Genomic DNA, 11,780 nt, shown 5'->3' with positions numbered 1-11,780 from the left:
AATGCGGTGTTGGGTTGCCGACGGGCTGTGGTTACGCCGTCTCCGGTCAGGCGCTGGCGAGTTCGACGGCGGCCGGCTGCTGGCGCCCCTGCGCCACCTGGCTCTGCCCGAGTGCGTAGCCGTCGGTTTTGGGGAGGACGTGGCGGCGGAGGTAGTCCTGGTTGCTGGCCGTCACGCTGAGGCCGTCGCCGCCGTAGTGCTCGGTGCAAAGGATGCCCTGGAAGCCGACGGACAGGGCCAGCTTGAAGGCCTCGCGGTAGTTGATGAGGCCGCTTTCCATCGGCGCGGGCATGGCGACGTACATGTCCCGGGCGGTGTCCTCGTCGCGGATGTAGTTCTTCATGTGCCAGTAGTTGGAGTACGGCAGGGTCTTGGCCACCATCTCGCGCCAGTCCTCGATAGGACGGTGGAGCCGGATCAGGTTGCCGAGGTCCGGGTTGAGGCCGACGTTGGACAGGCCGATGTCCTGGACCAGCTTCACGGACGAATCCGCGGTGCCCAGGAAGGTGTCCTCGTACATTTCGAGGGAGAGCAGCACGCCTACTTCGGCGGCGTGCCGGCCCAGTTCGCGGAGGCGGCTGACGGCGTTGCCCCAGGCTTCCTTGTTGCCAGCCGGGTCCTTGTACCCCTCGACTGTCCAGAACCAGAGCTGTTTCTGCTGTTCCGGGGTGATGGCCTGGTGGAGGCCGAAGGAGACAACTTCGCAGCCCAGTTCGGCGGCGGCGTCGATGGTGCGGTGGCTGTAGGCCAGGTTGGCTTCCCAGTGGCCTTCTTCGATGACGCTGCGGCGGATGGCGGAGATGACCGGGACGCCGATCCCCACACTGTCCGCCGTCTGCTTGAACTCCGCAAGGCGGTCCTTGCCCAGGTCGCCGGGGCGCACCCAGCTGTCGGTGAGGTCCGCGTTGGCGAACCCGGCTTCCTTGACCTCGGTGAGGACCTCTGCCCAGGCGGCGGGGCCGGCGTCGTTGATGTGGGTTCCCTGGGCATCCGTGCCCGGGAACTGAAGCAGGGCCGCAGTAATGGGCCAGTTCTCGGCTGTGTAGGCCATGATGTCACTCCTTTGTGCGAATCCTGTTTCCTATAGGATTTACTATCGACTAAGAGTTGTCAAGGTCACACTTCGGGGGGTGTCAGCCCAACTACGTAGCAGCAGATGTCGTTATGGGCCTCCAGAACGACATCTGCTGCTACTTACTTGGGGAGGTGGGGCGGGCTTAGCCTTCCGGGGCGTCTGCGATCGCACGGCCGCGGACCTTGCTGACGTGCTCGGCCATCGCTGACGCGGCCTTCTCGGGGTCCCCTGTGGCCAGGGCGTCGAGGACGGCCTGGTGTTCGGCGATGGCGTTTTCCGCGTCCGTTATTCCCACGCCGCCGAACAACCGGAACCGCTGAACCTGGCCACCGAGGGCAGCATACGCGGCCACCATGAACTGGTTTCCGGTCTGTTCGGCGATGAGCCTGTGGAACCGCTCATCCGCTTCGAGGTAGTCCCGGTACTCGGCGAACGACGGCCCCCGCGGCGCAGTCTTCAAATCGGTCACTGCCTGCTCCAACTCCGCGAGCCGTTCCGGAGTGAGCCGCGCACAGGCGAGCCGGGCATTCACCGGCTCAATGGCGAGCCGGGCTTCCATGAGTTCGGCAAAGTCTTCGCGGGTGAAAACAGGCGCCACCCGGTACCCCTTGAGTGCCACCCGGCGGACCATGCCGGTGTGCTCCAGCCGGGCCAGGGCTTCCCGGACCGGGGTGGGCGAGACGTCGAGGTCCCGCGCTGTCCCGTCAATGCTGACGGTGGCGCCCGGTTCGAGCCGGCCGTCCATCAGGGATTCCAGCAGTTCCTCGTAGACGTGGTCGGCGAGCACCTGGCGGCTCACGGGCCGGCCCTTGCGGCTGCCGGGACTGTTGATCTGGGAGGGGCGCTGCATGTTCAGATCCTATAGGGCTGGCCGGGAGCAGCAGAGTTGGCCGGTCATAATTCGGGTGCAGGCGGGCGCAATTGAATTGCGCCCGCCTGCACCCGAAGCCTCTGAAAGCCCTGTTCCGGAAGTGGCTAGTTCGCGGACTCCTCGTAGAACGGGTAGTCCGTGTAGCCTTCCGCACCGTCGGCATAGAAGGTGGACTGATCCGGTTCGTTGACCGGCAGGCCTTCGCGCCAGCGGCGGACGAGGTCCGGGTTGGCGATGGCCGGACGGCCCACCACCACGGCATCGGCATGGCCGTCAGCCACGAGCGCGATGGCCTCGTCGCGGGTGGTGATGACGCCGAACCCGGTGTTGACCAGGAAGGGTCCGTTGAACCGCGAACGCAGGTACTGGACCAGGTCGCCGGCGGGCTCCTTGTGCAGGATGCTCAGGTAGGCCAGCTTCAGCGGCGAGATGGCGTCCACCAGTTGCGAGTAGGTCGCGCGGGCGTCTGCGGCGTCCGTTTCGAGGGCGCCCTGGACGTTGTGTTCCGGAGAGATCCGGATGCCGACGCGGTCGCCACCGACGGCCGCAACCACAGCCTGTACAACCTCGATGACAAAGCGCGCCCGGTTCTCGGGCGAGCCGCCGTAGATGTCCTCGCGCTGGTTCGACGACGGGGCAAGGAATTCGTGCAGCAGGTACCCGTTGGCGGAGTGCAGCTCCACGCCGTCGAACCCTGCCTCGATCGCGTTCAGCGATCCCTGGACAATTTCCTCGAGGACGCCGGGCAGTTCGTCGGTGGTCAGGGCGTGCGGCACGGGGTGCGCCTGCTTGCCTTTGTAGGTGCGGGTCTCCGCCTCGACGGCGATGGCGCTCGGCGCGACCACCTGGTGTCCGCCGTTGATGTCCTCGTGCGAAACCCGGCCACCGTGCATGATCTGCGCGAAGATCCGGCCGCCTTCGGCATGAACAGCCTCCGTGACCTTCTTCCAGCCGGCGATCTGTTCCGGGGTGACAATGCCGGGCTGCCCCGGGTACGAGCGCCCGGCCGGGCTCGGGTACGTGCCCTCGCTGACGATCAGGCCAAGCGATGCGCGCTGGCGGTAGTGCTCGGCGACGATCGGGGCGGGTACGCCCGCTTCGCCGGAGCGGAGGCGGGTCAACGGCGCCATCACCAGGCGGTTGGGCAGTTCAAGCTCACCGAGGGTCAACGGGGAAAACAGCATGCGCATTTCCTTTCACAGCGGATTGGGTCCACTGAGGCCAACTGCGAGGCGCCTGCAACTATTCCGGACGAGACCCGGATCACTACGGATGCACGATGATCTTCACCGCCGTGTCGTTGTGGTGGATCAGGGTGTCGAAGCCCTTGTCCACCAGATCGTCCAAGGCAATGCGTCCCGTGATGAACGGCTTGAGGTCGACTTTTCCTTCCTGGACCAGTTTGATCGCGGCCGCGTGATCGCCGCGGTAGGCAATCGTTCCGCGCAGGTCGATTTCCTTGAGGACGATCTTTTGCATGTCCACGGTGGCGGGGCGACCCCAGATCGACACGTTGACCACCACTCCGGCGGGCTTGACGACGTCGAGCATGGTGTCCAGCACCGCGTTCACACCGGCACATTCGAACGCTGCGTCCGCACCTGCTCCCCCGGTCAGTTCCAGCACCCGCGCCTTGACGTCGACCGCGCTGGGGTCAAGCACGTGATCCGCGACGCCGGATGACGCCGCCTTCTCCTTGCGCGCGGCGGACAGTTCGGTCACCACCGTGGTGACGCCCAGCCCTTTCAGGACAGCCGCCGTGAGCAGCCCGATGGGACCCGCACCGCCGACGACGGCGACGTCCCCGGCTTTGACGTCGCTGCGGCCCACTGCATGATAGGCAACGGCGAGAGGTTCGATGAGCGCAGCTTCGTCCAACGGGATGTCGCCGATCGGGTGGACCCAGCGCGAGTCGACCACGATCTTTTCGCTGAGTCCCCCGCCGCCGCCGGCAAGCCCGATGAAACCCAACTTGGTGCACAGGTTGTAATTGCCCGCTCTGCACGGACCGCATTCGTCACAGACAAAGTAAGGCTCCACCACCACGCTGTCTCCGACTGACAGTCCGGTCACGCCGTCGCCCAGTTCCTCCACAGTGCCGGAAAACTCGTGTCCCAGGGTGACCGGGGCCTCCTCGTGCGAGAGCCCGTGGGGGTGGCCGGGCGGCGGGGTGAAGATGGGCCCTTCCAGGAACTCATGGAGGTCCGTGCCGCAGATCCCGCACCAGGCGACGGCGATCTTTACGGCACCGGGCCGCAACTCCGGCTCCGGAATGTCTTCGATCCGAAGATCCTCACGGGCGTGGAAACGTGCTGCTTTCATGGTGTTTTCCTTCGCTTAAGTGGCCGTGGATGCACCCGGTCAGGCGCATCCACGGCATGTCGTTGGAGTGTCACAGCAGGGGGCCGTAACCCCCAGTGTGGTCCCGGGGAATGCAGTTGTCACGGCCCCTTTGGTCCGCTTGGTCAGCGCTTGTGGTGGGTGGCCTGGAGCTCGTACACCGGAGTGGGCAACCCCTCCATCCGCGCCTTGAGCTGCAGGGCCAGGTAGTTGGAGTAGTGCCGGCTCTGGTGCAGGTTGCCGCCGTGGATCCAGAGGTTCTCAACGTTGGTGGGCTTCCACATGTTGCGCAGCTCCCCCTCCCACGGCCCGGGATCCTTGGGCGTGTCCGAGCCGAAGCCCCAGCACTTGCCGACGGCGTCGGCCACCTCGGGCGAGACCAGGTCGGCAAGCCAGCCGTTCATGGAACCGTAACCCGTGGCATAGATGATGACGTCGGCCTCGAGCTCCGCGCCACTGTCCATGACCACGGCGTTGCCGGTGATCTTGGTGACTTGCCCGTTCGCAAGCTTGACCCGTCCGTCAATGATCAGCTGTGATGCACCGACGTCGATGTAATAGCCGGAGCCGCGCCTGAGGTACTTCAGGAACAGGCCCGAACCGTCCACGCCGAAGTCCAGGTCGAAGCCGGCCGCCTCGAGCTGGGAGTAGAACCCGGCGTCGCGCCTGGCCATCTCTTCGTAGACAGGGATTTGGGCTTCCGGCAGGATCCGGTACGGCAACGATGCGAACAGGAGGTCCGCCTTCTCCGTGGTGACGCCGTTGGCCAGCGCCTTCTCCGAGTAGAGGTCGCCGAGCGCAAGGTCCATCAGCGATTCGCTCCGCGCAATGTGAGTGGATGACCGCTGGACCATGGTGACCTCCGCGCCGTGTTCCCACAGGTCCGCGCAGATATCGTGGGCCGAGTTGTTGGAACCGATCACCACGGCCTTCTTGCCCGTCCAGTCCCCGCCGCCCGGGTGCTTGGACGAGTGGTACTGCTGCCCCAGGAAGGACTCGGCGCCGTCGAACGCGGGAACGTTCGGGTATCCGGAGACACCCAGTGCGAAGACCAGTTGCTTGGGCCGCAAGGTGACCGGCTCGCCGTCGCGCATTACCTGCACGATCCATTCCCGGGACGCTTCATCGAAGCGGGCGTTGGTGCATTCGGTCTTGGACCAATAGTTGAGCTCCATGATCCGGGTGTAGTGCTCCAGCCAGTCGCCGATTTTGTCTTTGGCGGCGAATACAGGCCAGTCGTCCGGGAACTTCATGTAGGGAAGGTGGTCGTACCAGACGGGATCGTGCAGGTGGAGTGACTTATAGCGGTTCCGCCAGGAGTCGCCGGGCCGCTCGTTCTTCTCGACGATGATGGTGGGCACGCCGAGCCTGCGCAGCCGCGCTGCCAAACCGATTCCACCTTGGCCGCCGCCGATGATCACGGTGTAAGGCTGGTCCTCGTAGCCCAGGCGGGCTTCCTGTTCCTCCTTGAGTTCCAGCCACGACTTACGGCCCTTGCTGATGTGGTGCGCCACGCCTTTCTCGCGGTTGGGGCCCTTCTTCTCCTCGAAGCCCTTGAGCTCCTTCATGGTGGTGAGCAGCGTCCAGCATTTGCCGCCGCGGAGGCGCAAATGGGCGTAGCCCCGCGCCTGGGCGGTTTCGAAGTCCACCCAGGCCTCGGTGTTCGCGGCGTCGCCGGTGGCATCCTCGGCGAGTGCCCAGTTGCTTGGCCGGACGTCCGCGAGCGTGGCATCCAGCATGCGCTTGATGTCGTCCTTACCCTCGAGCGTCTTGAGGTTCCAGGTGAAGGAAACAAAGTCGCGCCAGTACGGTTCGTCCTCGAACAGCTGTAGTGCGGCATCCGTGTCCTTGGTGCGCAGCGCCTCATCGAACTGCGCCAGCCAGTCCTCCACGATGCCGTTTGGTGTCTCAGGCATGATTCCTCTTTTCGTTGCTGACAGTGGGCCGTGCCCGGTCCGCCTCGCGACGACCGGCCCGTGACCCGCATCACAAGTAAAAGGCGCCGGGGGTTACAATCGAGTGACACGGCCCCCTTCCCGGTTTTTCGGGCGGTCCGGCACGATTCGATGACGAGTTGGGAGATTGCGGATGCGGACGGGCACCGGCGCGATCACCCATCTTCCCGACCTGAGGTTTACTGCTCCTGCGGAGTACGCCCGCACGTTGCGCAAGGCCCATGAAGCCACGATCTCGGGCAGTCCTGATCCGTCAATTTCTCCGTCCCTGATCAAGTCCTGGCAGCGTTCGCTGGCGCTGGGCATCGACCCTGACCAGCACAGGCCGGTTCACCGGCACGACGTGTCCGAGGCGCGCTCGCTCAGCGCCGGGCACCGCCTGGCCACGGTGATGCCGGCGTTGTCCCAGTTGCTGGCTGACGAGTCCGCCGCGGGCCGCCACCTGCTGATCGTCACCGATCGGCAGGGTGAAGTGCTGTGGCGGGTGGGGAGCCGGCAAGCGCTGAGGCTGGCCGACTCCTTGGAGTTCGTCGAGGGGGCCGACTGGTCCGAAGCGGGGGTCGGGACCAACGCCATCAGCGAGGCCCTCGTGACCGGCGCGCCGGCGCAGTTGTTCTCTGCCGAACACCTGGTGCGTACCCATCACGACTGGGCATGTACAGCTGCACCCATCCGCGATCCGTACACCGGAGAAGTGGTGGGGGTACTGGACGTGTCCGGCCCCTTCGAATCCGTGACACCGGACAGCCTGCGCATGGTGCGTTGCGGGGTGCGGCTGGCTGAGGAGCTGCTGAAGTCGTCCGGCGCTCCGGCCGCCAGGCAGCAGAGCGGTGGCACGCATACGGGCGGGGTGCGTTCCACGCTGCTGCTGACTTTGTTGGGTGACAAACCGAGTGCCGAGCTCGACGGCGGCGCGCGGCTCCCGCTGACGCTGCGCCGCGCCGAGATCCTGGCGCTCCTGGCCTCCCGGACCCAGGGGTGGAGCGCCGATGAACTGGCGTATCAGCTTCATGGCGAGGACGGCGCCGCCACGGCGATCAGGACCGAAATGCATCGGATCCGAAGCGTCCTGGGCAACGTGGTGGAACCCAACCCTTACCGTTTCTCGTCGGTTATCCGCGTGACCACGGACGTATCCGTGGTCGCCGACCATTTGCGAAACGGAAGGGTGGCCGAAGCGCTGGCCGCCTACCCCGCGAAGCTGCTCAACCGTTCGACCAACCTGTCCGTCGAGCTGATGCGGGACGAACTCAATGAAGCTGTTGGCGCCTCGGTCCGCTCCAGCGGAGACGTCCAACTCATGCTGCGGTGGTGCGCGAGCGACATGGGCGCGTCGGACACCGAAGCGGCCGCGGCCATGGCGAGCCTCATCGGACCGGGTGATCCGCGGTTTCAGTTAGTGCGGGCGCGGATGGAACGAGTGGACCGGGAACTGCAGTCCTGAGCCGGCAAATTGTTCACGGGGCTGGGGCTGTCACTCCCGGGCAGCCCTGGCCTTGGGGGTTCGCGATGCAGTCATCGGCGTAGTTTCGCGTGATGGAGCGCCACACGCTGATGGTCTGCGGCGGCGAACTGAACTGTCCTTGGCCGGGGATGGGCAGCGGCGGGCCGTTGTTGACCGAGTATGTTCCCTGGAAATGGGTTGTCAGCACCACTTGATAGTCGCCGGTCTGCGTGTAGACGTGGCTAGTGCGGGTCTTTTCGCCCCACCGGTCCTGCGGGAGGGGGCCGCCGGCCGACTGCTGCGGCCCGAACGTCGTGCCGTCGCCGTAGTTCCACGTGTACTGGACAGGGGTCGCCACCACCTGGACCTTCTGGGCCAGGATGGTGACGTCGAACGTCTGCTCTGCCGAGTCCGTAAAGAAGTTCGTCTCGGCTCCGCGTAGGGTATGTGGGCTCGGCTGGGCCGTGACGGTTCCTGCGGCTACGGGAAGCTTCTGGAACTCGCTTTGGATCATCGCCGCGATGCGGGGAAGCAAGTCTTCTGGCCTGGGGTCGAAAAGACAGGTTGGACCTGAGTGAAAGGTCCAGACTGGGTTCGGGATTCCCTTAGGCGCTTTCAGCCACACGACCGGGATTCCTTCTTTGCCGTCGGGGCCGTTCTTGCATTCCAACTGTCGCGCCAAACACGGAGTGTCGAAATCCGCTCCGCCCAAGTGGCACTGGAGTTCGTATTTGTACTGGTTGGGGTCCGCAGTGGGGGCACCAGGTTCCCGGGCGACGACCTTGCCTGTTGACGGATCAACGGTCCAATCATCGGCACCAATGGCGATAGCAGTTTCTTCGTAGCCAATATCAATTGGTGGGTCGTCTGCGCGCGATGGCGACGAGGTTCCAGCGATGACAGCCATGGAAAGCGCAACGGCAACCGACAGCTTGTTGGCCCAGCCCATGATTTACCGAATCAGCCCGAGGTCGCTGATGATCCACCCTTTTGCACCGTAGGTAGCCGTCGCGTGACTTCCTGTATTCGTGGCCTTCGTGGGTTCCTGATAAAGACTGCCATCCGGTTTGCGAATACCAATTTGCTTCTGAAGCACCTGAATTGTTGCTTGGGAAGCGGAACTTGGAGAGTACTGCACTGTTATCGAAGGAGTTTCAATGGTTCCGCCTTCAATCCACCTACCGTCTCGCCAGGCGCTCTCAACTCCACCCGCAAGACCACTGCAGAAAACACAATCAGGCCCGCTGGCATTCTTCACAAGGGACGTGTCGCCCGTTTCGTACGCATAGCTAAGGGTCGCGTACCAGTACTTCGCGAAAGCCTCCAGCCCCTCCTTCGTCTCAGCCTTGGCCGCGTCGGGCAGCACCGGAACGGGAACGTTCTGCGCTTTGCCCTTGGCGTCGGCCGGCTTGTACACGGCGGACGGGGTGGGCGTGGCGCTCGGCGAGGGACTTGCCGACGCTGACGCGGCCGCAGACTCCGAAGCTCCGCCAGTTCCCTGGGGACTGCCGCCCCCGTTGCACGCCGAGAGCACCAGCACCGAAGCGGCGAAAACTGCGGCGGCGGAATAGCGCCACTGCGCAAAAGCAGAAGTACGAGATGTCATGGGCAGCTATTCCCCCGATAGTTTCAAGACGTCCGAGCCGCCCGGCACCAATTCCGGACAACGATTAAAGGGTAACTGAGGTCACACATTGATGCTCAAAGTTATCCACAGGCAACTCTCCCGGTTTACCACTCAGGACCACCGATGAAAAGTCATATCGCCGGAATGGACCACAGCTGCCCTCCTCCCTCAACGTCAACGCCAACCCTTTGTTGATTCCCCACAAAAACGACAACAAAAAGCCGAACTAGCGTCAGAGAAGACCAGCCGAACCCGCAAAAGGATCCCATCGATGACGATTCAGGCAAGCCTCGCCACAAGCGACAACACAACCTACCCAATCCTCGAAACAGCCCGCAGGCAGGTCCTCGAAGACGGCGTCGGCCTGACCCAGTCGCAGCTCGAGGAAGTCCTCCGCCTCCCGGACGCAGCCCTTCCCGCCGCCCTGCAACTGGCCCACGAAGTCCGCCTGAAGCACTGCGGCGAGGACGTCGAGGTCGAAGGCATCATCTCCATCAAGACCGGCGGCTGCCCCGAGGACTGCCACTTCTGCAGCCAGTCCGGCCTCTTTGACAGCCCGGTAAGAGGCGTCTGGCTCGACATCCCGGAACTGGTCAAGGCCGCGAAGGAAACCGCCGCCACCGGGGCCACCGAATTCTGCATCGTCGCCGCCGTCCGCGGCCCCGACATCAAGCTGATGAACCAGATCAAGTTCGCGATCGACCGCATCAACGAAGCCGTGGACATCAACATCGCCTGCTCCCTGGGCATGCTCACCCAGCGCCAAGTGGACCAGCTCGCGGAGTGGGGTGTGCACCGCTACAACCACAACCTCGAAACCGCCCGCAGCTACTTCCCCGAAGTCGTCACCACCCACAGCTACGAAGAACGGCTGGAGACCTGCAACATGGTGAAGGCCGCTGGCATGGAGCTCTGCTGCGGTGCCCTGATCGGGATGGGCGAGACCCTGGAACAGCGCGCCGAACTTGCCGCCCAGCTCGCCGCCCTGGAACCCCACGAGGTCCCGCTGAACTTCCTCAACCCCCGCCCCGGCACCCCGCTCGAAAACCAGGGCATCATGGACGGCAAGGACGCCCTCCGCGCCATCGCCGCATTCCGCCTCGCCATGCCCCGGACCGTGCTCCGCTACGCCGGCGGCCGGGAACTGACCCTCGGCGACCTCGGCACCCGCGAAGGACTCCTCGGAGGCATCAACGCCGTCATCGTCGGCAACTATCTCACCACCCTGGGCCGCCCCGCCACCGCGGACCTGAACCTGCTGGTCGAACTGAACATGCCCATCAAGGAACTCCAGAAAACACTATGACCGGGGTTTCACAAGACTCAACCACCGCCGGGTTTTGCGGGCACTGCGGCGAGCCGTCCGACGGCGGCGCCGGCCCGACGTCGGACGTTCACCGCCGCTGCCGCGAACGCCTCACGCTGGAACCGCCGCGCTACTGCGCCGCCTGCCGGCGCCGCATGAAAGTCCAGGTCACCCCGACAGGCTGGACGGCTGAATGCTCCCGGCACGGCTCCACCGAAATGAGAATGCGTCCTTAAGACACTGGCCAACGCCTGCCACTGGCTGAACAATGAGCACATGATGTTCACACACGCAGACGGCAATCCCATTCTCAATCTTGACGATGACCAGTCGTGGAAGCTCATCGAGGGCACCAAGCATGGTCGGCTGGTAGTGACCGTAGCCGGTGAACCGGATATCTTTCCGGTCAACTACGCCGTGAGCGACCGGAAGCTCTACCTCCGGACCGCTCCGGGAAACAAGCTTGCGGAGCTAACGATCAATGCCAAAGTCCTCTTTGAGACGGACGGCATCATGTCCGACGAGGCCTGGTCAGTGGTACTTCGCGGAACGGCGCGGGTCCTTGACCAGTCCGCGGATATCGCGGCCGCGGAATCACTCGGATTGAAGCCCTGGGTGCCCACGCTGAAGGACTTCTACGTCGAGATCGAGCCGGTCTCTGTCAGCGGACGGCACTTCCAGTTCGGGGAACATCCGGAGCGGGAAATCTAGGGACTGCGGCCGCCTAGACTTGATTTATGGCTGACCAGCTGACTCCCGAACGTCGCAGCTGGAACATGTCCCGGATCCGGGGCAAGAACACGAAGCCGGAGCTGCTGGTGCGCAGCCTCCTGCACGCGAAAGGATACCGCTACCGTTTGCACGGCAGCGCGCGCGGCGGCAAGCTCCCGGGGAACCCCGATTTGGTGTTCGCCGGACGGCACAAGGTCATCTTCGTCAACGGCTGCTTCTGGCATTTCCACGACTGCAAGGCGGGGCAGCACGCGCCCAAGGCCAACGCGGAGTTCTGGGAAGCGAAGCGGACGCGCACCAGGAACCGCGACGCCGAACAGCGCCGGCTCCTCGAGGCGTCCGGCTGGAAGGTGCTCACCGTCTGGGAATGCGAGCTGAAGGACGCTTCTGCCCTGGAAGAGCAGCTGGAGCAGTTCCTGGCCTGACCGCG

The 11,780-nt window shown here is 64.5% G+C and carries 12 protein-coding genes; 5 read left to right on the top strand and 7 right to left on the bottom strand.

Annotated features, from left to right (window positions below; all coding sequences use genetic code 11):
* Window positions 1-46: 46 nt before the first annotated feature.
* The 5 genes from Q8Z05_RS12390 to Q8Z05_RS12370 all read right to left on the bottom strand — a co-directional run bounded on the left by Q8Z05_RS12390 (window position 47) and on the right by Q8Z05_RS12370 (window position 6,202).
* Window positions 47-1,051 (bottom strand): sugar phosphate isomerase/epimerase family protein, encoded by a 1,005-nt coding sequence (locus Q8Z05_RS12390; RefSeq protein WP_305939933.1) that lies wholly within the window; start codon window positions 1,049-1,051, stop codon window positions 47-49.
* Between the two features lie 166 nt (window positions 1,052-1,217).
* Complete coding sequence (locus Q8Z05_RS12385) at window positions 1,218-1,925, bottom strand: GntR family transcriptional regulator (RefSeq protein WP_305939932.1); 708 nt, start codon at window positions 1,923-1,925, stop codon at window positions 1,218-1,220.
* A 125-nt stretch (window positions 1,926-2,050) separates the two neighbouring features.
* Window positions 2,051-3,130, bottom strand: a complete 1,080-nt coding sequence (locus Q8Z05_RS12380; protein ID WP_305939931.1) for an alkene reductase — start codon at window positions 3,128-3,130, stop codon at window positions 2,051-2,053.
* Between the two features lie 82 nt (window positions 3,131-3,212).
* Window positions 3,213-4,268 carry a 2,3-butanediol dehydrogenase gene (locus Q8Z05_RS12375; RefSeq protein WP_305939930.1) on the bottom strand — a complete coding sequence of 352 codons (1,056 nt, stop codon included), beginning with the start codon at window positions 4,266-4,268 and terminating at the stop codon, window positions 3,213-3,215.
* A gap of 143 nt (window positions 4,269-4,411) precedes the next feature.
* The gene (locus Q8Z05_RS12370; RefSeq protein WP_305939929.1) at window positions 4,412-6,202 is read right to left on the bottom strand and encodes an NAD(P)/FAD-dependent oxidoreductase; all 1,791 of its coding nucleotides are present in this window, start codon (window positions 6,200-6,202) and stop codon (window positions 4,412-4,414) included.
* A gap of 172 nt (window positions 6,203-6,374) precedes the next feature.
* On the opposite strand from Q8Z05_RS12370, the gene Q8Z05_RS12365 reads away from it, so the two are divergent.
* On the top strand, window positions 6,375-7,685 hold the full coding sequence (locus Q8Z05_RS12365; protein ID WP_305939928.1) for a helix-turn-helix domain-containing protein: 1,311 nt from the start codon (window positions 6,375-6,377) through the stop codon (window positions 7,683-7,685).
* A 13-nt stretch (window positions 7,686-7,698) separates the two neighbouring features.
* On the opposite strand, the gene Q8Z05_RS12360 is transcribed toward Q8Z05_RS12365, so the two are convergent.
* Window positions 7,699-8,220, bottom strand: coding sequence for a PKD domain-containing protein (locus Q8Z05_RS12360; protein WP_305939927.1), 522 nt, complete (start codon window positions 8,218-8,220; stop codon window positions 7,699-7,701).
* Between the two features lie 417 nt (window positions 8,221-8,637).
* Entirely contained in the window at window positions 8,638-9,291 is a 654-nt protein-coding gene (locus tag Q8Z05_RS12355; protein WP_305939926.1) for a DUF6318 family protein, read from the bottom strand.
* A gap of 292 nt (window positions 9,292-9,583) precedes the next feature.
* Here Q8Z05_RS12355 and bioB point away from each other — a divergent pair, with 292 nt between their 5' ends.
* The 4 genes from bioB to Q8Z05_RS12340 are packed head-to-tail and all read left to right on the top strand — an operon-like array spanning window position 9,584 to window position 11,775.
* The gene (gene bioB, locus Q8Z05_RS12350) at window positions 9,584-10,618 is read left to right on the top strand and encodes a biotin synthase BioB (protein ID WP_305939925.1); all 1,035 of its coding nucleotides are present in this window, start codon (window positions 9,584-9,586) and stop codon (window positions 10,616-10,618) included.
* Entirely contained in the window at window positions 10,615-10,854 is a 240-nt protein-coding gene (gene bsaP / locus Q8Z05_RS21540; RefSeq protein WP_442781321.1) for a biotin synthase auxiliary protein BsaP, read from the top strand. The genes bioB and bsaP overlap by 4 nt, the downstream gene beginning before the upstream one ends.
* 40 nt (window positions 10,855-10,894) lie before the next feature.
* Entirely contained in the window at window positions 10,895-11,329 is a 435-nt protein-coding gene (locus tag Q8Z05_RS12345) for a pyridoxamine 5'-phosphate oxidase family protein (protein WP_305939924.1), read from the top strand.
* Window positions 11,330-11,355: 26 nt separating this feature from the next.
* On the top strand, window positions 11,356-11,775 hold the full coding sequence (locus Q8Z05_RS12340) for a very short patch repair endonuclease (RefSeq protein WP_055797805.1): 420 nt from the start codon (window positions 11,356-11,358) through the stop codon (window positions 11,773-11,775).
* Window positions 11,776-11,780 lie beyond the last annotated feature (5 nt).

This window comes from Arthrobacter oryzae (genome assembly GCF_030718995.1).
GTDB classification, from domain to species: Bacteria; Actinomycetota; Actinomycetes; order Actinomycetales; family Micrococcaceae; genus Arthrobacter; species Arthrobacter oryzae_C.
The sequence above is the reverse complement of the archived record's forward strand: the minus strand, read 5'-3'. Positions and strand labels throughout refer to the sequence as shown.

Excerpts from the sequence above, each read along its gene's own strand:
- bsaP (WP_442781321.1), top strand. The coding sequence starts at position 10,615 with ATGACCGGGGTTTCACAAGACTCAACCACCGCCGGGTTTTGCGGGCAC.
- Q8Z05_RS12380 (WP_305939931.1), bottom strand. The coding sequence starts at position 3,130 with ATGCTGTTTTCCCCGTTGACCCTCGGTGAGCTTGAACTGCCCAACCGC.
- Q8Z05_RS12355 (WP_305939926.1), bottom strand. The coding sequence starts at position 9,291 with ATGACATCTCGTACTTCTGCTTTTGCGCAGTGGCGCTATTCCGCCGCC.
- Q8Z05_RS12390 (WP_305939933.1), bottom strand. The coding sequence starts at position 1,051 with ATGGCCTACACAGCCGAGAACTGGCCCATTACTGCGGCCCTGCTTCAG.
- Q8Z05_RS12365 (WP_305939928.1), top strand. The coding sequence starts at position 6,375 with ATGCGGACGGGCACCGGCGCGATCACCCATCTTCCCGACCTGAGGTTT.
- Q8Z05_RS12340 (WP_055797805.1), top strand. The coding sequence starts at position 11,356 with ATGGCTGACCAGCTGACTCCCGAACGTCGCAGCTGGAACATGTCCCGG.
- Q8Z05_RS12375 (WP_305939930.1), bottom strand. The coding sequence starts at position 4,268 with ATGAAAGCAGCACGTTTCCACGCCCGTGAGGATCTTCGGATCGAAGAC.
- Q8Z05_RS12370 (WP_305939929.1), bottom strand. The coding sequence starts at position 6,202 with ATGCCTGAGACACCAAACGGCATCGTGGAGGACTGGCTGGCGCAGTTC.
- bioB (WP_305939925.1), top strand. The coding sequence starts at position 9,584 with ATGACGATTCAGGCAAGCCTCGCCACAAGCGACAACACAACCTACCCA.
- Q8Z05_RS12345 (WP_305939924.1), top strand. The coding sequence starts at position 10,895 with ATGATGTTCACACACGCAGACGGCAATCCCATTCTCAATCTTGACGAT.
- Q8Z05_RS12385 (WP_305939932.1), bottom strand. The coding sequence starts at position 1,925 with ATGCAGCGCCCCTCCCAGATCAACAGTCCCGGCAGCCGCAAGGGCCGG.